Consider the following 18,579-nt stretch of genomic DNA (forward strand, 5'->3'; position numbering starts at 1 on the left):
CCATGCCGCAAGAAGAGCTGTATGAACAGGAATAATTCCGTGATGAGCTGACAATCCTCCTGCCGTTGCAACTGGGCCGGTATTATGCCCGGTTCATACAGGCTTTCCCGAGGTTGCTGCCGTTTCATTTGCCGCTGCGTGAGGCCCTGGATATATTTATATAACCCAAAAATCCAACCTATGCCGAATTGCTTCCGCACCTTGCCGTGCCTGCTTGTCATCCTCTGTGTTCTCTGCAATTATTCTGTCGCCCAATGTCTTTTAGCCCCACCCACCCCGGCCTGTACCGGCACGGAGCCGCTGGCCATCGACGGCGAAACGATCAACGCCTCCATTTCCCACTGGTACTATGGGGCAACCGCGAGCTTTAACAGCCTCACCCTAAACGGGGGAACCCTCATCGTCTGCGGCAATCTTACCGTTGACAAATTCACGTTCAACACCGGCACTCTCTATGTTCTTCCCGGCGCCAGCTTCACCATCGGCAGCGGGATCTCCACAACATTGCAGTTGCAGGGGGGCTGCTACCTGTATAATTACGGGACGATCACCGTGCACCGGGGTTTCGCGCTGGATAATGCGCATGTCAGCGCCTCTCAGCCAAACATTGTTATAAACGCCACCTCATCCTCGGTATTCAGTGTTCCCTATGACTGGTTTGTCATCAACAATGCCTACTCCTGGTTCGTCAACAACGGCAAGGCCGATATGCATGGGATCGTCACCGATCCGCTGTCGGCGGCCGGCAGCGTTTGCCTTGGCTCCGGAAGCCAGACCGCGATGTCGATACTGATCAACAATGCACCCAACCCATATGCCGCACCATCGGGTCCTGGTTGTGTATCCGTGCATGATCACTCCTATATCTGCGAAAGCGTAACCGTTGACGCCGGCGTTCGGGCCTGTCTCTCCGCATCGCATATCACGGACTCGAGCTGTTTTGTTTCGCGGGGGCACGTAAAGGCCTGGGGAAACGCATCGATATTCAGCAGTTGCACGGCCTGCGCCGCCATCGCCACCCTACCCCTTTCCTTTCTATCCTTTTCTGCGGCAGCCGGAAACCGCAGCAACCGGTTGAACTGGCAGCTGACCGGGGATGCCGCGGCGTACCCCGTGCGCATCGAACGGTCGGCAGACGGAAGCTATTTCTTGCCGCTTCTACTCGCCATCGCGGCAGGCGCATCCGGCGACAGCTATACCGCCTACGACCCTCAGCCCCTTGCCGGCACAAGCTATTACCGGATCGTCTATACCCATCCAGTCACCGGCGCCGAGATCGTGAGCCCAGTGAAAGAGGTCAGCTGCGAACAATCAGTTCCCTTCGGGACCTATCCCAACCCTTTTACCAGCGGCTTTTCGATCCGCCTCTCCCCGGGACCGGCGCCGGCCGAGATCGCCCTGCTGACGGCAGATGGCAAACGTATAAGGCAGTTGTATGTGAACAATAACGGCAACGGCGTGCTGGACATCAGGACGGACCGGGAGCTGCCGCCCGGGCTGTATACGCTAAAGGTGATCATCAATGACCAGTCTTACTTCAAGCAGTTGCTGAAGCAGTAGGCGACCTTTCCTTCTCCTCTTCCTGTCATCGATCGCGCAAGCCGGGCCGCAGCGGGCAGCGCACGCAGCGGGCAGAAAAAAAGATTTGGAAATGACCGATCGGTCATATTACCTTTGTGTCGTCAATCCGAGAATATGAACAAAGGAGAACAGACCCGGCAGATGATCGACCTTTACCGGAACCCGATGAACCCGCCGCTGGAGGGCGGCTGCCCGATGCTCAATTTCGGCATGGAGGCCGACGAGCAGAACGAAGTAATTCGGGAGAAGGTGGCCGGGAAAGTGAACCAAAGCCAGCAACCGATCGTTAATATCATCGACCGGGGAGATCCGCCACGGGGTTTTCAAAGGGGACTGGAACTACAGGGAATTCGCGACGATGGCATTCGCGCTGATCGAAGGCGGGATCCTGATCGGCAAAACCACCCGGAAGAGCGATAAAATGGCTATTATCATCAAAAATCTAAAAAAAATGATCGAGGCGCAGTTGCGCTGATTTTTTTTCTCAAATAAGTGACCGATCGGTCATATTTATAAAAAACAAAAACAAATTACAAAATGGAAACGTTGATCTCTCAACCGACAAAAGTTCTTTACACCGCCAAAACCCATACGACGGGAAACCGTGAGAACGGAGTATCCCGCAGCGACGACGGTAATCTCGACATCCGGATCGCCCTGCCGGGCTCCGGCAAACCCGGCACCAACCCCGAGCAACTGTTCGCCGCCGGCTGGTCGGCCTGCTTCGATGGCGCCCTCGGCATCGCAGCCGGAAAATCGAAGGTCACCCTGCCTGCCGACCGGTGGATCGATGCCGAAGTAGACCTGAATCTCAACGGCGCCAGCTTTTTCCTCCGTGCCCGGCTCAATATCCATCTGCCCGGTCTCGATCCCGAAGTGGCACGCTCGCTGACAGATGCCGCCTCTACCATCTGCCCCTATTCGAAGGCCATCGAAGGAAACGTGGACGTCGAATACAATCTCATCTAAAACAAACGATCATGAAAAACAAAGTTTGGTTCGTCACCGGGGCTTCAAAAGGATTCGGCTTTGAGATCGCAAAGGCCGCCCTGGCCGGCGGCGACAGCGTAGTGGCCACCGTAAGAAAGAATGCCGAAGACCTGGCGGCACGCCTCGGCGGAGGCGACCGCATACTGGTCGTCATGCTGGACGTGACCAACGAAAAGGAAGTGAAGACCGGCGTACAGGCCGCGATTGACCGGTTCGGCCGCATCGATGTACTGGTGAACAATGCCGGCTATGGCTTGCTGGCAGCGACCGAAGAAGCCTCCGATGAAGAGGTCCGCAGACAGTATGACACGAATGTCTTTGGGCTGCTCAACGTAACGAGGGCCGTCCTGCCGCAGATGCGCAAGCAGGCATCGGGACATATCATCAACATCAGCTCGCTGTTTGGCTACCTGAATTCCGTACCGGGCTTTGGTCTCTACGGTTCGACAAAATATGCGGTGGAAGGGATCACCGAAGGAATGGCGATCGAGCTGAAACCCCTTGGCATCCGGGTGACTGCGGCCGCCCCGGGACTATTCAGCACCGAATTCGCCTCGGCAGATTCTTACCGGCGCAGCGCCGTCACGCTCGATGCGTACAAAGACACGGTGGGCGCCGTAAGGGCGAATATGGGTCATATCAACGGTGCTCAGCCAGGGGATCCCTCTAAGCTCGGCGCCGTGATCATCCGGCTGGCGAACAGCGATAACCCGCCGTTGCATCTGCCCATCGGCCGCGACTCCCTGGCAAATTTCCGCGACAAGACCGCGCGGATGTCGAAGGAAGTGGAGGAATGGGAATCGGTCTCCACGAGTACGGACCATCTAAAATGATCACGAGAGCCCCTCAGCGCTGCTGAGGACCCCGGTAAACGAAGCTCACCGGACATTCATTATGGAAAAGAAGCCGCCTACTTTTAATTTGAGGCGGCCTCTTTTTAATTATATTTACGGATAACCAAAACTATGCGACCTTTCCTTCTCCTCTTTTTCTGGATCCTCCAGGGCGCCGCATCCCTCGCCCAAACAAAAGCAGACAGCCTATACCTCGCAAAAAATTACGCGCAAGCAGGTACTTGTTACCCGGATCAGGCCCAACACCAACAGTTCCGCCAGTTCAAACGGGAAGACCTTTACAATGCCTCCTGCTGCTATGCCCTTGCGGGCAAGAGCGACAGCGCGATGATCCTCCTCCGGCTGGCCATCCAAAACGGATATAAGAACATCACGCATCTTACCGAAGACACGGACCTGCGCTCGCTGCATCAGCGGGCGGACTGGGGTCGGCTCATCGCCCCGCTAGAAGGCATTTCCTTCGGCACTCCCGATCCGACCAAGGCGAGGGTGATCACAACCGATGTCGACCGTTTCTGGAAAGCCTATGATCTCGCCCAAAAAGACACGGCCCACCGCGCCGCGATCTATCGCCAATACTACTTCGATCCGGGATCGGACGCCTTGCAGGACTATTTCTCAACCAAAGTAAAAAGCATCGACCGCTATATCGCGTCCCACGACAGGAAACAGGCATTTTATGCCTCGATCCGGAAGAATACCTCGAAAGTGGACGTCTACAAACCGGCCATGATCCAGGCCTTTGTCAAATTGAAGGAGTTGTATCCGGAAGCCTATTTCCCGGATGTGACCTTTGTCATCGGGGCCTTCACCTCCGCCGGAACGACCAGCTCCGAGGCGGTCATCATCGGGCTTGACCAGGCCGTCCGTTCGCCGGATATCCCGATGGGGGAACTGAGTCTGTGGGAGAGAAACAATATCAGCGCCGTCGACAAGCTCCCCAACCTGGTCGCCCATGAGATGGTCCATGCCAACCAGGGCGGTATTCAATATGACACGACCCTGCTATGCGCCGTGCTGATCGAAGGCATGGCAGACTTCCTCGGAGAAAAGATCTCGGGCTCGACAGCCAATGCCCGCCTTCATGTCTGGGCAAAAGGCCGGGAGCAACAGATTTGGGCGGACTTCAAAAAAGAGATGTACCTGAACAGGGCCAATAACTGGATCGCCAACTCCAACCAGGAGACGCCCGACCATCCCGCCGACCTCGGCTATTGGGTCGGCTACCAGATCTGCAAGGCTTATTATGATAAGAGTCCCGACAAGAAAGCGGCAGTCCGCGAAATGCTCAATTTCAAGGACAGCAGGGCATTTTATGAGAAAAGCGGGCTGACCCTCTAGCCGTTCCGCTTCTCGTTGATGTATTGCATCAGCAGCACGAAGGTATTCAGATCGACCGATCCGCTCTTCTCGGAAAAGAAGGAGTCCAATCTCGATTTTTCAACCGGCAGCGCCTTGTAGATGGCCCGCACCTTCAGCTCCAGCCGTGTGAACTTCCGATGGCCGGGATAGACGATATAATAATTGAAAAGATCGACGTATTCATCAAATCTTTGCCCGGTGGTGTAGTAACCTGCATCGTTGAAATTGCTCCTGTTCAATTTCGTGATCCATTGCCGGTACACCGTATAGCCCGTCTCCGACCGGACCAGCACCTGCAGAAAACGGGTCCGGCTGATCAAAGCATCTTTCACAAAGCTGAGGATCGCATTGCTGTCGCCAAGCGTAAAGCTGTTGACCGAATCGCTGGGGTAATTCCATATCCTGCTGATCCCGTCGGTGATATACAGACGGCCGTTCATCTTGTCAAAATTGAAATACCCAACCTTACCCGGTTCCGGTAGCTTTCGCCCGTCCGCCAGCTCCGCATTTCCCCGAAGCCAACCGTCGGCAAGGTAGGGACTGCCTTTGACATGATCCTTTTTGAAGAAGGTGGGAAGATAGCCCGACGTGTGATTAGGATCGGAGCCGATACCGGTCAGCTCCTGCTGCTGTCCGTGGATAAGGATCGAGCAAAGCAGCGACACGAGGAGCAAACCGGTGTTCCGCAGGCAAGCGATCATATACTGAATTTACCGATTATTTCCTTAATACGCCAGGGGCGCATTGTCCGAAGGACAGTCCTTAACGATTTGCCGGAAATGCGTTATTTTGCCTCAACGCATTTTCAGCACGTTATTTCGCATATGTCCACGAAAACCGTTGTACTCAGCCGGGCACAGGCCCGTAAAACGATATTGCACGCAGCAAGCCTGCACAAACGCGCCCCTTTTGGCAAGGGCCGCGAAGCGGTCTACAAATTCATCGATCATCTTGGCTTTGTGCAACTCGATACCAACTTTACAGTCGAGCGCGCACATCATCATGCCATCTTCTCCCGGGTGCCCGACTATAAGCTGGAATGGCTGGAAGAGCTGCAGGCCGACGGCCGGATCTTCGAGTTCTTTACCTCGGACTCGGGATTCCAGCCCATGCACAATTTCCGGTTTTCGTTGCCCGTAAAGGAGGGTTTCCGGGCCGGCAGGCCCCCGCTCGCCCCCGCCGAGATTCACCTCATGAACAAGGTGCTCGACCGGGTTGGGCGGGAAGGCCCATTGATGCTAAAGGACTTCGAATACGACCGGCAGGAGGCCAGTTCGGGCTGGTGGGACTGGCGGCCCGCCAAGATAGCGCTCGAACGGCTTTATCTCGAAGGGAACCTGATGACCACCCGGACGAAAGAGTTCCATAAACTGTACGACCTGCCCAAGAACCTGGTCCCTCATGAGATCGATACGACGATGCCGACGCCCGAAGAATTTGCCCGCCATGTCATCCTGCGCGAATTAAAAGCGCTCGGCATCGCCTATGTCAAAGAAATCGCCTGGCGGGCGCGCCGCGTAAAGGATCATCTCGTGAAAAAGGAGCTGGAAAAGATGGTTGCCGCGGGCGAAGTCATCCCCGTAACGGTCGAAGGATTAAACACCGCCCCGCTCTATATGCTCCCTGCCTATAAGAACAAGAAGATTGGGCTGGCCGGCGACGCGTACGTTCTCTCGCCATTCGACACGCTCAACGTCTTCCGTCACCGGCTAAGGGACTTTTTCGATTTCGACTACCAGATCGAATGTTTTGTTCCCGAGCCCAAACGGAAATACGGGTATTTCTCCCTGCCGGTACTGGTGGGGGACGTCTTTGCCGCACGCATGGATTCGAAGGCCGACCGGAAACATGGGACCCTGGTGATCCATAACCTGCACTTCGAGCCGGTGAAGCTGAGCAAGCCACAGATCGGCAGCATCGGCGAGGCGATCCAGGCCTTTGCAAAGTTCAATCAATGCCGTGAAATCGTCATTAAAAAGACAAACAACAAGAGGTATCAGAAGGCTATCTTTGCCCTATGACCAGACTAATAACTGTTATTCTCGCGGGAATCTTTTCCACCCCGGTCTTCGCGCAGACAGCCGACCTCCCGTGGAATCATAAGCAATGCGCGGTGGTGCTCACCTACGACGACGCCATCAACCAGGACCTCGACAACGCCATTCCCGCATTGGACTCCGTGGGCCTGAAGGCCACGTTTTACCTCATCGGCATCTCGCCTGTAGTCGAAAAACGACTCGACGAATGGCGGGCTGCGGCGGCCCATGGCCATGAGCTTGGCAATCATTCACTTACCCATCCCTGCGATGGAACGGTGCCCGGGCGCAGCAGTTGGGTCTCGCCCGACCGCGATCTGCATACCTATACCATCGGCCGGATGGATGACGAGATCCGGGTAGTCAACGTCATGCTGCACGCCATCGATGGGAAGACGGTTCGCACCTATGCGTTCCCCTGCGGGGAATTCACGATCCATGACAGCTCCTATTACCTCGGGTTGCGGAAGGAATTCGCCGGGGCGCGGGGCGTGGTCCCGAAGATGCAGGCGCTGGGTACGATCAACCCGGACAATATCAACGCCGTCTCCATCGATAAGCAGACGGGCGCGGAGATGATCGGGATGGTCAAAGAGGCGATCCGGACACATAGCCTCCTGGTGTTCTGTTTCCATGGCGTCGGCGGCGGCCATGGCATCAATGTCGAATTAGGCGATCATAGCCAGCTGCTGCATTTCCTGAAAGACCACCAGCAGGAGATCTGGGTGGCTCCGATGGTGGATGTGGCGACCTATATCCGGGCGAATCAGAAAGGATAAAAGACGTTCGTCGGGTAAAATCGACGTTCGTCGGGCGGTTTCGATCATTGGACGAAAAGATTGTGCTGGGGTCGGAACTTTTCGCATCTTTGTATCAGCAACGAACGAAATCCAGTCTCCTACAAAACCAATTGTCCAAATCCGAAGCAAGCAACATCCAAAAACCCTTGAAAACCGTGTTGAGTTAATAAGTTAAGAAACCCCTTTAGAAAAAGAAATTTTTGCCGCCCTGCTTACGCAGGGCGTTTTTTTTTTGCAACTACTTCTGACGAAGGCAATCGAAGCCATTTGCAATCAGCGCCCGGCCCCAAAGCGAGCGGTATTGCCACTGGGTAAGGGCCCCGGCGAGCGAGTCCTGCACGACGTCCTCCGCCAGGTCGAGATTATCCGATCCGAAGACCCGGGTCAGGACAGCGACCAGCTTCCCCGACTCGTGCCGGAAGAGGTGGTCCACAAGCTGATGGATAGCAGGCTGGTCGATGAAGGTATTTTCCGTCAAATGTAAGGAATGCGGTCCAGCGCACTGAACACACCGGCGACAATTTGGTCGCAAAAGCAGCCTTGCGCACTAGAGCGTTCGCACCATGATGTAAAACTCATCCCGGTCTACCGCAAAGTCAGCCGGCGTCATCCCTTTGAGTTCCAGGGTCTGCATCGTGGAGGTCGGATAGATGAAGCCAAAGCTGCCCTTTGCGGTAGTCACCTTGATGGGCATACGGAAATCGCCCACGTCCGCCTCCCATTTGTAACTCAGCCGGATCCCGCCGCCCTCGGGAACAACGCCGATCGCAAGCACCGGTATCGCCGGATACCGGAGATACTGGTCGAAGAAATACGTATAGTCCTTACCGGCAGCCGAGTCGAAGTAGTTCACGATATCTTCGGTGCGAACGGGAGTATACCGGAAACGCCGCTGGATGCCGCGGAAGACGCCGAACCAAAGCGAGTCATTGTCGATGACATTGCGGAGCGTCTCGAGCATCCGGGCTCCCTTACTATACATATCCCCCGCGTGGAAATGATTGACATTGTAGACCCCGATGACCGGCTCCTTGTTCTGCGGATCGGCCCGATTAAGCTCCCTCAAAGCAGCGGCCCGGCCGAACAGGGATTCCTCATTCAGGAATTCGGCATAGGAGGCAAAGGATTCATGGATCCACATATCCGCATAGTCACTGCAACCGACATTGTTGCCCCACCATTCATGGCCGCACTCGTGCCACATCAGGCGCCGGATGTCGCCGTCATACCGATCACTGTTGAAAGGGCTGCGCATCGATCCGACACTCACCGCCCCCTGGTGCTCCATCGGGTAGACGGACTCCAGCACGTTGAAGCCGTCGCAGGGAAAGGGATAGGGACCAAAGTCCTTTTCATACAGCGTGAGCATGCGTTTGACGTCGCCGAACAGGCTCCGCGCACTATCAAGATTATACGGCATGCAGTAAAAGTTCAGCGCAAGGGTATCGCCGCCGGGCCGGACATAGCTATCCGCAAAATGCGTATAGTCGCCGATATTGATCACGACACCATAGGTCACGATCGGGTAGTCGACGTACCAGTCGAACCGTGTCCGGCCGTCCGGCAATTCCGTCCGCTGCAGGAGCCTGCCATTGGATATCTCGCTGAGCCCGTGGGGAACGGCAATCGTGATGCGCATGCTGTCGGGGCGATCCGAAAGATGATCCTTACAAGGCCAGAAGACGCTGGCGCCGATGCCCTGGGTAACGGACTCGACCCAGACCCAGCCGTTGCGGTTGGTCAGCCAGAAGATGCCCCCTTTCCCGGCATCGATGTCCGGCTGCAGGGGGTTGCCCGAATAGGCGATCCGCAGTTCGTCGACACTTCCGGCCGGTGCTTCCGCGGGCAGATCGATATAGACGGCATTGCCGTCGCGGGTATAACTCACAGGGCTCCCATGATAAAGTATGGTGTCGATCGCGAGGTTCTCGTACAGATCGACCTGCATCCGGCGGAAGGGCTGCACCGTTCGCCACCGGATGAGATTGCTCCCGCGGATCGACCGGGTTGCCGTCCGAATGTCCAGGTCTAAATGATAGAACAACACATCATAGCAGGTGCGGAGCGGCGTCAGCATGCCCTGCAGGGTATCGGCCCGGGTGAAGCCGTTGGCCCGGTTGGCGACATGTGGCAGCCGGGAGCCGATCTTCGCCAGGTCGAACGGAAACCGGATCCTGCGATAGGCGCCGGGAAGAGAGTCGGCTTTTTTGGCGGCCTGCTCCTTCTGCCGGAGCCGGCAGCCGTCGATGCGGCCCGCGGCATCCTGAAGGAATTCGAGGGTAACTACGGGCCGGACACCCCGCAGGGTATATAGTCCGCCGGACAGCGGCTTGAGCAGGGTCCTCCCCTGCCCAAGGATCAGGATCACCAGCCGGTCCTTGTCCCGGGATACCCGGAGCTCGACGGCGGGATCGGTCTTTCCGCGATAGATGCCGACACGGTCGTCGGCAACAGAGGTGTCCTGGGCAAGCAAGGATCGGGAAGACAAAAGGAAGAACAGGGCAAGAAGGCGTCTCATGGCTCCAATGTTTTTTGCAAAACAAACCGATCCGCGACGCAGGGCCTATTCAGATCCGGATTTGATCAGGCTTTTTTGAAGGTATTCCTTTGGCGTGACCCCGGTGAAGGACTTAAAGGCCCGCTGAAAGGTTGGCAGGGAATTGAAGCCGCAATCATAGGCGATGCCGGCGATGGTCAACTCGCGGCTTTCCGGTTGAAGAAGCCGGTCCTTGAAGGCGGTGATCCGGTATTCATTGACCCAGGCATTAAATGTCTTTTCGAGATGCTGGTTAAGAACAGCCGAAAGAGTCTTTGGAGGCAGCCCGCAATGCCGGGAAAGGCTACCCAGGTTCAGCGCCGGGTCCAGCCAGAGACGATCCTGCTCCATCGCCTTTTTGAGGGCCTGAACGGCAGGTTCGACGATCTCCGGGGCGAGCGCAGTCTTCGCGGGAGTAGGACGGTAGCTGATAAAATACCCTTTTACGCCCAGCCAGTAGATCAGCACCACAATGGGCAGGTAGAGCGGATACCAGTCGAACCGGTCGAGCAGCCAACTACTGGTCCTGGGTATTTCATATGGGACGAGGAAGGTGAACCAGAGGATGGCAAAGGCGGTAAAGACCCCGATCAGGGCCTTGGGCCAACCCCGCATGCGCGCACGCGCGAGATAGCGGGACGCGAACCAAAGGTAGATCGTGAGGGAAAGCCAGCGCGGGATGTCCGCATACCGTTGGTAATCGTCGAGAAAGTTCCCGAACCCGTAGTTCTTATGGGGATTTAGCACTCCCAGGATCAGCAGGATGATATAAACCGCCGCAGCAGCATGCGGAAACAGGTCGATCGCCGTCGAATAAAAGTGCCGCCGGTGTAACCGGAACTCCGGTTCCAACAGGCTGCGGACATACAAATACAACAGCGGGCCGATAGGCATCACGACGACGAGCGGGATAAGTGCATTCAGGAGGTTGCCGAGCGGAGTGTTCATCCACTCGGGCATGTCGAAGAGATAGAGATTCAGGCAGGCCATCGCAAGCAGTCCGATCAGAATGGCCAGCAGGCGCTTTTGCCTCGCACCGCCGCGATCACGCCGGGCCGAAGAGACCAGCAGGCCGCCGACAATAAAACCCTGAATGGCGCCCAATAAAATTATCGTGCGAAGGATAGCGGCCATTAATGTCATTTTAATCTCCTAATTTACCGATTCATCCCTCTAATGTAAAAGACTTTATTTATTTTAAGCCATTAAACCGCGTTCATGCGCTTCAAGTCCAAAACTATTTGCGTCACACTGCTTTGCTTTGTCGTGTCCTCTCCGGCCCTGAAAGCCCAGACCTCCCAAAAGGACAGCCTGATCCTGGATTCCGCCTATGCGCTCGCCCTGCAACAATATCATAACTATGTCGCTCCTGCTACCGACCTCTACCGGGGACCCGAATACGTCGATTATGCCTACCAGATAAAGGACGGTCATCCCTATTTCGTGGACTCGGTGATCGCAGGGGCGATCCTCTATAACGGTATCCTGTATGACAACATCCCCCTCCTCTTCGATGAAGTGCTCGACCTTGTCGTGATCAAGGACCCTTACGAAGTGTGGAAGCTGAGTCTCAACCGCGAACATCTGGACAGTTTCACGATCGGGGATCACCGCTTCATCCGCCTCGCCGACAGCCTCAACCCCAGCGCCCCCCGGAACGGCTTCTATGAGCAGCTGTACCGCGGAAAGGTCCGGCTGCTGCGCCGGGAGTTGAAGTCGGTCCAGGTACAGGCTTCCTTTCTCAACCAGGGCTTCGAGAAATATACCCTGGCCAACGTCTCCTACTGGTTCAGGAAAGGAGACACCTGGTATGCGGTGAACAACCAGCGATCCTTGCTCGCCGCCATAAAGGATAAGAGCAAGCAGGCGAAGAAATTCATGCGGAGCAACCATCTCCGGATGCGAAAAGATAAGCAAACCACTCTTTTAAAAGTAATCACCTGGTATGATGGCCTTACTCAATAATAAAGGGTGGATTTTGGCGTGTCTGTTGCTGACGGGTATCCTTGTCCGCGCACAGGAACCCGCAGGCAAGCCCGTGACGATCCACCTCACACAGACCCGCTACGCCGATTTCCTGAAGCAACTGGAAAAACAATCCGGGTTCCGTATCTATTATGACACGGCCGAGCTGGACACTGCCAGGATCGATATAAACGTGGACCAGGCGCCGCTGACAAAAGTGCTGGACCAGGCCTTTTCCGGCACGGAAATGAGCTATTCGATCGACCGGCACCGGCATGTCTTTGTTGCAAAGGGGGAGGCGATCCGCACTGATCTCCCTGCCGACTACTTTGAAAGGCATTCCGACAAGGAGGCCGTCGCCGTCGGCGACAGCGTCCGGGACTATCTCGCGGAAGTAGGCCAGCCGCAGGTGGCTACTCTGGAGAACAAGCTGTATGTCATCGGGGACAAGGGCAGCCCAACGCCGAACCGGGTCGCCAACGTGGCCGGCTATGCGCGGGATGCAAAGACCGGCGAGCCCATCGTCGGCGCCTCGATCTATGTCGAAAACCCGCGCATCGGCGTCGCCTCGGATCAATATGGATATTTCTCGATCTCCCTGCCGAAGGGAAGGCATATCCTCAATATCCAGAGCATCGGCATGCGCGATACGCGAAGGCTGCTGATGGTCTATGGCGACGGAAAGCTCAATATCGATCTCCAGACCCAGATCATCACGCTGAAAAAGGTCATCGTCTCCGCCGAGAAGGCCAGTAACGTGCGGCGGACGGAGATGGGGGTGCAAAAGCTGGACATCAAGACCATCAAACAGGTGCCGGTCGTCTTCGGCGAGGCCGACGTCCTCCGGGTAATAACGACCCTGCCGGGCGTCAAAACGGTCGGCGAGGCCAGCACAGGCCTTAACGTCCGGGGCGGATCCACCGATCAGAACCTGATCCTCTTCAATGACGCCACCATCTACAATACCGCGCATTTCTTCGGCATGTTCTCCGCCTTCAACCCGGAAGTCGTAAAGGACGTGGAGCTTTACAAGAGCAGCATCCCCGCCAAATTCGGCGGCCGGCTCTCTTCCGTGGTGGATATCTCCAGCCGGGAGGGCAACAAAAAGGATTTTGCCGGTTCGGCCGGGATCGGCCTGCTGACCAGCCGGCTGAATCTCGAAGGACCCCTCGTCAAGGACAAGACCTCCTTTATCATCGGCGGCCGGACTACCTATGCCAACTGGCTGCTGAACGCATTGCCCGAGCAATACAAGCACAGCCGCGCCAGCTTCTATGACGCCAACCTGAACATCAGCCACCAGATGGGCAAGAAGGACAACCTCTATCTCACGGGCTATATCAGCCAGGATCATTTCAACCTCAACAACGACACCACCTACGGCTATGGCAACCGCAATATCGGTCTGAAATGGAAGCATATCTATAACAACCGGCTCTTCCATCTCATCTCGACCGGTTACGACCGCTACCAGTATTCCATCCGGAGCCAGGACAACCCGGTGAACGCCTATAACCTGGGCTTCGACATCAACCAGCTCTATTTCCGGACGCATTTCAACTATTTCATCGGCAGCAGCCATACCCTGGAGTTTGGTGTAAGCACGCTCAAGTATATGTTACATCCAGGGCAGTACACTCCGAATGGCAAGGGCTCCCTCGTACAGGGCGATACCCTGGCGAAGGAACAGGCCCTGGAAAGCGGCGCTTACCTGAGCGATCGCTACACGATCAGCAACTCGATATCACTCGAGGCGGGCGTGCGCTATTCCCTGTACAACTACCTCGGTCCGGCCACCGTCAACACCTATGCGCCGGGTCAACCTATCACGCTGGACAACCAAACCGGTTCGGCGTCCTACCCGTCGGGAAAATTCATCAAGACCTATGGCGGGCCGGAGTTCCGGCTCTCTTCCCGTGTCGTGCTGACGGACAATATGTCCATCAAGGCCGGCTACAACACCCAGCGGCAGTACATCCACATGCTCTCCAATACCACGGCCATTGCGCCGACGGATATCTGGAAGCTGAGCGATCCCAATATCCGCCCGCAATACGGCGACCAGGTGTCCCTGGGCCTGTACCGCAATTTCAAGAACAATACCATCGAGACCTCGCTGGAAGTCTATTACAAGCATATCAAGGACTACCTGGATTACAAGAGCGGGGCCGTGCTGGTGATGAACCACCATATCGAAACCGATGTACTCGAAACGAAGGGTAAGGCCTATGGGGTGGAACTGCTGATCAAGAAGCTGACCGGGAAGTTCAACGGCTGGCTCAGCTATACCTATTCCCGTATCCTGCTCAGGCAGGACGATCCCAATGCCGGGGAGCTCGTCAACGGCGGGCAATTCTATCCCGCGAATTACGACAAGCCGCATGACGTCACGTTGGTGAGCAACTACCGGATCACTCACCGGGTCAGCTGGTCCTTCAACGCCACCTACAGTACCGGAAGACCGATCACCCTGCCGATCGGCGTCTTTATGTACGCCGGCTCGCTGCGGACCTTATACGCAGATCGAAATGCCTACCGCATTCCTGACTATTTCCGGGCCGACATCTCATTGAACGTGCTTGGAAATCACAAGGTGTATCAAAAATTTCACAACTCCTGGACCTTCGGCGTCTATAACCTCACGGGCAGACACAACCCTTATTCCGTATACTATACGTCGGAGAACGGGGCCGTCAATGGATACAAACTATCCGTCTTCGGAAGCGCGATCCCCTATGTCAATTATAACATCGCCTTTTAATGACATCGATCATCCGAAATATAAAGGTACTTAGCCTGCTGTTCCTCCTGCTCGGTCTGCAGGGTCCTGGGTGGAGTAACGAAAAGACCATTTTTCTGGCCCAATTAAGAATCATATTATGTTGCGTAATACAAAAATAGTTGCCGTTTTGTTCCTTTCGCTGCTGCTGTCGCGATGCAAGCAACGGTATGACAGTCCTTACCAGCCTCCGGTGAAGGGCTACATGGTGGTGGAAGGGTTCATCGCCGGCAATGCGCCGACGCAGTTCACCCTCAGCCGGGTCATCCGGCTGCCCGGTGATTCGACGATCCCTGCGGTAACCCATGCAAAGGTGCAGGTGGAGGGGACCGACCAGTCGGTATATCCCCTGACCGAAACCACGGCCGGCGTCTATACGGCCGATACCCTACCATTGAATCCGGGCATCCGCTACCGGTTGCGCATCGCGACTACGGATGGTAATACCTATCTCTCCGACACCGTCGCATACAGGACGAGTCCGCCGATCGACAGTATCAACTGGATCCAGGACAACAATGGAGTGACCATCTACGCCAACACACATGACCCGGCCAACGCCACCCGCTATTATCAATGGCAGTATACGGAAACCTGGGAATATACTTCGGCGGAATACTCCAGCTTCAAGTTCGCGCCGAATTTCCGTCTCAACGGCAAGGATTCGGTGGACCGCCGCGCGGATTCGGAATACATCTATACCTGCTACCAGGGCGATCAGTCGACCTCGCTGTTGCTGGCCAGCAGCACCAAGCTGTCGCAGGACGTCATCTATCGGCAGAAGCTGTTGGTCATCCCGCCGGCCAGCGTGCAGCTGAGCGTCCATTACAGCGTTATCGTCACCCAGTACGCGTTGACGAAGGACGCCTATAATTTCCTGAGCCTGATGAAGGCCAACACCGAGTCGCTGGGATCGATCTTCGACGCGCAACCTTCCGAACTGCGGGGCAACATCCACAACCTGGCCCATCCCGATGAGACGATCATCGGGTATGTCTCGGCGGGGACGGTCCGGCGACAGCGCATTTATATTGACAGAAACCAGCTGAATAACTGGGGATACTCCTTCGGGTGCAACATGCCCGACACCCTGGTATACGATGACCCCAACGGGAAGTTCGTCGATGACATCCTCAAGAACGGCCAATTCATACCACTGGATAGAGCCTATGGCCTATTTGGGTTCATCGGCTGGTGGGCCAACGGCGCGTACTGTGTCGACTGCCGGGTGCGGGGGGGCACGACAAAAAAACCATCCTACTGGCCTTATTAAGATCCTAACATGAACAATATGATGCGTCAAAAGATAACCCTCCTTTTTCTCAACCTGGCCCTGGCCGCGCCGGCGGGCTTTTCGCAGGGGCCGGTGACTGCGTCGATCAGGGCAGACCTCGACCGGTACCGGGCACAGCGGATGCAGGAGAAATTGTATGTGCATACCGACAAGGACCTCTACCTGGCGGGGGAGATCTGCTGGTTCAAGGTGTATGCAGTGGATGCCGGAGCGCATCGCCCGCTGGATATGAGCAAGGTGGCGTATCTCGAATGGCTGGACAAGGACAACAAGCCGGTGTTGCAGGCCAAGACCGGGCTGGACAGCGGATCAGGAGACGGCAGTCTCTATCTGCCCCTCACCGTCCGCACAGGCAATTACAAGCTGCGCGCCTACACGTCCTGGATGAAGAACTATGGACCCGAGGGATATTTCGAGAAGACGATCACGATCATCAATACCCGGAAGGATGCGGGTGTGTCCGCCGCACCCGTAGCCCCTCGATACAGCGTCAGCTTTTTCCCCGAAGGCGGCAATCTCGTCGAGGAGCTGCCGGTGAGAATGGCGTTCCGCGTGACCGATCAATACGGCCGGGGCGTCGAATGCACGGGCATCGTCACCGAAGACGAGCAGGACACCCTGGCGCACGCCAATCCCCTCCATTTCGGCATCGGCAGCTTTGTCTATACCCCGAGGGCGGGGCATCACTATCGTTCCATCTTCCGGCTCCCGGACGGGACGGCCTTCAACAGCCTGTTACCCGTTGCGGAAAAAGCGGGGACGGTGATGACCGTAACTCCTGACGGAAACCATTGGCGGGTGGAGCTTCGGTCCACCACGGCGAGCGGCGCCGTCTACCTGCTGGCGGATACCCGGCAGTCGGTCAAAGAAGCGCTCACCGCCAACCTGCAGGATGGGAAGGCCGGTTTTCTTGTTGACCGGGACAGCCTGGGCGAAGGGGTCTCCCACCTTACCGTCTTCGACGCCTCCCGCCAGCCCGTCTGCGAGCGGCTCGTCTTCCGGCAACCCTCCCGGCAGCTGCACATTACCGTGGCCGCGGACAAGGCCGGCTACGGCATGCGGGAGAAGATCGGCCTCAGCCTGTCGACGGAGAATGGGGCCGGGCGCCCTGTTGCTGCCGATTGCTCGCTCTCGGTATACCTCGCAGACTCGCTGCAACCCGTCAGCGACCAGCATATCCTGCCCTGGCTCCTGCTGGCGTCCGATCTCAAAGGCAGGATCGAATCGCCAGGTTATTATTTCGATCATCCCGAGGACGAAGCGGCCATGGACAATCTGTTGATGACCCACGGCTGGCGGCGTTTCCGGTGGGCAGACGTCCTCCGGCATACCGAGCCGGCCTTCCAATATCCTCCCGAATTCAACGGTTCGATCATCTCCGGCCGGATGGTGGACGCGAAGACGGGCGGCCCGGCGCAGAAGATGATCCAGGCCTATTGCTCGGTTCCGGGTACGCGGACCCAGTTCTCGGTAGCGCGCAGCGACGATTACGGACATGTACAGTTCGAGATGAAGGATCTGTATGGCAGCCAGGAGCTGATCCTCCAGACCAATCCCGCCGACAGTCAATACAGGGTGGAGATCAACAATCCTTTCTCGGAGGAATACACGAAAGACCCGTTGGATCCTTATGTGATGCCCCAGGGGCTTTCGGCGACGCTTACCGACCGGAATATCGCCACCCAGGTCCTGAACCGGTATGGCGGGCTCCGGCTGAAACAGTTCCACGTGCCCATCGCCGATACCAGCGCCTTCTTCTACCGCCCCGACTATTCCTACCTGCTGGATAACTATGTCCGCTTCACCACCATGGAGGAGGTCCTGCGGGAATATGTCACGATGATCTACGTCAGACGGCGCAACGGGCACTGGCACCTGCCCGTCTTTAACCTGTCCTATCCCACAACGGTATTCGAGAACGATCCGCTGATCCTGCTCGACGGCGTACCGGTCTTCAACATCGACCAGCTGATGGCGCTGGACCCGCTGAAACTCCGCAAGCTGGAAACGGTGCAGCGGCGTTATTTTCTCGGAGGCTCCAATTTTGAAGGGGTCATGAACTGGACCAGCTACAAGGGCGACCTGGCAGGCTATATCCTCGATCCCCGCGCCGTCGTCGTCGACTATGCCGGGCTGGAGCTACAGCGGGAGTTCTACTCGCCTTCTTATGCGACGCCCGGGGACGCCGGCAGCCATCTCCCCGATTTTCGCAATGTCCTGTACTGGACGCCTTCGGCGGCGACGGACGCGAAAGGAAAGAAGCCCTTTACCTTTTATTCTTCGGACATCCCCGGCAAGTATATAATCGTTGCCGAAGGCCTGACCGCAGACGGAACGGCCGGCACCGGCGTTGCTCATTTCGAGGTGAAATAATATGGAATC

Annotated in this window: 15 protein-coding genes; 11 read left to right on the plus strand and 4 right to left on the minus strand. The window is 56.5% G+C overall.

Translation table 11 applies throughout. From position 1 onward, the window contains the following. Positions 1-180: 180 nt before the first annotated feature. The 5 genes from VHE34_RS14970 (at position 181) to VHE34_RS14990 (ending at position 4,766) form a co-directional block, all read left to right on the plus strand. Positions 181-1,560 (plus strand): T9SS type A sorting domain-containing protein, encoded by a 1,380-nt coding sequence (locus tag VHE34_RS14970; RefSeq protein WP_325589298.1) that lies wholly within the window; start codon positions 181-183, stop codon positions 1,558-1,560. 135 nt (positions 1,561-1,695) lie between these two features. Further along, positions 1,696-2,001: a TetR family transcriptional regulator C-terminal domain-containing protein gene (locus tag VHE34_RS14975; RefSeq protein WP_325589300.1), complete on the plus strand. Its 306-nt coding sequence runs from the start codon at positions 1,696-1,698 to the stop codon at positions 1,999-2,001. 117 nt (positions 2,002-2,118) lie between these two features. Beyond that, positions 2,119-2,550, plus strand: coding sequence for an organic hydroperoxide resistance protein (locus VHE34_RS14980; RefSeq protein WP_325589302.1), 432 nt, complete (start codon positions 2,119-2,121; stop codon positions 2,548-2,550). An 11-nt stretch (positions 2,551-2,561) separates the two neighbouring features. After that, positions 2,562-3,404: an oxidoreductase gene (locus VHE34_RS14985; protein ID WP_325589304.1), complete on the plus strand. Its 843-nt coding sequence runs from the start codon at positions 2,562-2,564 to the stop codon at positions 3,402-3,404. 132 nt (positions 3,405-3,536) lie between these two features. Continuing rightward, complete coding sequence (locus VHE34_RS14990) at positions 3,537-4,766, plus strand: TPR end-of-group domain-containing protein (RefSeq protein ID WP_325589306.1); 1,230 nt, start codon at positions 3,537-3,539, stop codon at positions 4,764-4,766. Here VHE34_RS14990 and VHE34_RS14995 read toward each other — a convergent pair. Then, positions 4,763-5,488 (minus strand): hypothetical protein, encoded by a 726-nt coding sequence (locus VHE34_RS14995; RefSeq protein ID WP_325589308.1) that lies wholly within the window; start codon positions 5,486-5,488, stop codon positions 4,763-4,765. The genes VHE34_RS14990 and VHE34_RS14995 overlap by 4 nt on opposite strands. Positions 5,489-5,611: 123 nt before the next feature. On the opposite strand from VHE34_RS14995, the gene VHE34_RS15000 reads away from it, so the two are divergent. Beyond that, the gene (locus tag VHE34_RS15000; RefSeq protein ID WP_325589310.1) at positions 5,612-6,808 is read left to right on the plus strand and encodes a winged helix-turn-helix domain-containing protein; all 1,197 of its coding nucleotides are present in this window, start codon (positions 5,612-5,614) and stop codon (positions 6,806-6,808) included. After that, entirely contained in the window at positions 6,805-7,602 is a 798-nt protein-coding gene (locus VHE34_RS15005) for a polysaccharide deacetylase family protein (protein ID WP_325589312.1), read from the plus strand. Before VHE34_RS15000 ends, VHE34_RS15005 begins: the two co-directional genes overlap by 4 nt. A 259-nt stretch (positions 7,603-7,861) precedes the next feature. Here the strand turns inward: VHE34_RS15005 and VHE34_RS15010 are convergent, their stop codons facing one another. The 3 genes from VHE34_RS15010 to VHE34_RS15020 all read right to left on the minus strand — a co-directional run bounded on the left by VHE34_RS15010 (position 7,862) and on the right by VHE34_RS15020 (position 11,293). Further along, a complete protein-coding gene (locus VHE34_RS15010) occupies positions 7,862-8,101 on the minus strand; it encodes a hypothetical protein (protein ID WP_325589314.1) in 240 nt (79 codons plus the stop codon). 69 nt (positions 8,102-8,170) lie between these two features. Next, complete coding sequence (locus VHE34_RS15015; protein ID WP_325589316.1) at positions 8,171-10,141, minus strand: M1 family metallopeptidase; 1,971 nt, start codon at positions 10,139-10,141, stop codon at positions 8,171-8,173. Positions 10,142-10,186: 45 nt separating this feature from the next. Continuing rightward, positions 10,187-11,293 carry a helix-turn-helix transcriptional regulator gene (locus VHE34_RS15020; protein ID WP_325589318.1) on the minus strand — a complete coding sequence of 369 codons (1,107 nt, stop codon included), beginning with the start codon at positions 11,291-11,293 and terminating at the stop codon, positions 10,187-10,189. A gap of 84 nt (positions 11,294-11,377) precedes the next feature. On the opposite strand from VHE34_RS15020, the gene VHE34_RS15025 reads away from it, so the two are divergent. The 4 genes from VHE34_RS15025 (at position 11,378) to VHE34_RS15040 (ending at position 18,570) form a co-directional block, all read left to right on the plus strand. Next, entirely contained in the window at positions 11,378-12,124 is a 747-nt protein-coding gene (locus VHE34_RS15025; RefSeq protein WP_325589320.1) for a hypothetical protein, read from the plus strand. Next, the gene (locus VHE34_RS15030) at positions 12,105-14,885 is read left to right on the plus strand and encodes a TonB-dependent receptor (protein WP_325589322.1); all 2,781 of its coding nucleotides are present in this window, start codon (positions 12,105-12,107) and stop codon (positions 14,883-14,885) included. The genes VHE34_RS15025 and VHE34_RS15030 overlap by 20 nt, the downstream gene beginning before the upstream one ends. A gap of 118 nt (positions 14,886-15,003) precedes the next feature. Further along, positions 15,004-16,176, plus strand: a complete 1,173-nt coding sequence (locus VHE34_RS15035; RefSeq protein WP_325589324.1) for a DUF4249 domain-containing protein — start codon at positions 15,004-15,006, stop codon at positions 16,174-16,176. Between the two features lie 18 nt (positions 16,177-16,194). Next, positions 16,195-18,570, plus strand: a complete 2,376-nt coding sequence (locus VHE34_RS15040) for a hypothetical protein (RefSeq protein WP_325589326.1) — start codon at positions 16,195-16,197, stop codon at positions 18,568-18,570. Positions 18,571-18,579: the final 9 nt, after the last annotated feature.

Source organism: Puia sp. (genome assembly GCF_035546395.1).
Taxonomy (GTDB): domain Bacteria; phylum Bacteroidota; class Bacteroidia; order Chitinophagales; family Chitinophagaceae; genus Puia.

What these genes read in the sequence shown, in the direction of transcription:
- VHE34_RS15005 (WP_325589312.1), top strand. Translation starts at nt 6,805, where the DNA reads ATGACCAGACTAATAACTGTTATTCTCGCGGGAATCTTTTCCACCCCG.
- VHE34_RS14975 (WP_325589300.1), top strand. Translation starts at nt 1,696, where the DNA reads ATGAACAAAGGAGAACAGACCCGGCAGATGATCGACCTTTACCGGAAC.
- VHE34_RS15015 (WP_325589316.1), bottom strand. Translation starts at nt 10,141, where the DNA reads ATGAGACGCCTTCTTGCCCTGTTCTTCCTTTTGTCTTCCCGATCCTTG.
- VHE34_RS15035 (WP_325589324.1), top strand. Translation starts at nt 15,004, where the DNA reads ATGTTGCGTAATACAAAAATAGTTGCCGTTTTGTTCCTTTCGCTGCTG.
- VHE34_RS15040 (WP_325589326.1), top strand. Translation starts at nt 16,195, where the DNA reads ATGATGCGTCAAAAGATAACCCTCCTTTTTCTCAACCTGGCCCTGGCC.
- VHE34_RS14990 (WP_325589306.1), top strand. Translation starts at nt 3,537, where the DNA reads ATGCGACCTTTCCTTCTCCTCTTTTTCTGGATCCTCCAGGGCGCCGCA.
- VHE34_RS15020 (WP_325589318.1), bottom strand. Translation starts at nt 11,293, where the DNA reads ATGGCCGCTATCCTTCGCACGATAATTTTATTGGGCGCCATTCAGGGT.
- VHE34_RS15000 (WP_325589310.1), top strand. Translation starts at nt 5,612, where the DNA reads ATGTCCACGAAAACCGTTGTACTCAGCCGGGCACAGGCCCGTAAAACG.
- VHE34_RS14995 (WP_325589308.1), bottom strand. Translation starts at nt 5,488, where the DNA reads ATGATCGCTTGCCTGCGGAACACCGGTTTGCTCCTCGTGTCGCTGCTT.
- VHE34_RS15030 (WP_325589322.1), top strand. Translation starts at nt 12,105, where the DNA reads ATGATGGCCTTACTCAATAATAAAGGGTGGATTTTGGCGTGTCTGTTG.
- VHE34_RS14985 (WP_325589304.1), top strand. Translation starts at nt 2,562, where the DNA reads ATGAAAAACAAAGTTTGGTTCGTCACCGGGGCTTCAAAAGGATTCGGC.
- VHE34_RS14980 (WP_325589302.1), top strand. Translation starts at nt 2,119, where the DNA reads ATGGAAACGTTGATCTCTCAACCGACAAAAGTTCTTTACACCGCCAAA.
- VHE34_RS15025 (WP_325589320.1), top strand. Translation starts at nt 11,378, where the DNA reads ATGCGCTTCAAGTCCAAAACTATTTGCGTCACACTGCTTTGCTTTGTC.
- VHE34_RS14970 (WP_325589298.1), top strand. Translation starts at nt 181, where the DNA reads ATGCCGAATTGCTTCCGCACCTTGCCGTGCCTGCTTGTCATCCTCTGT.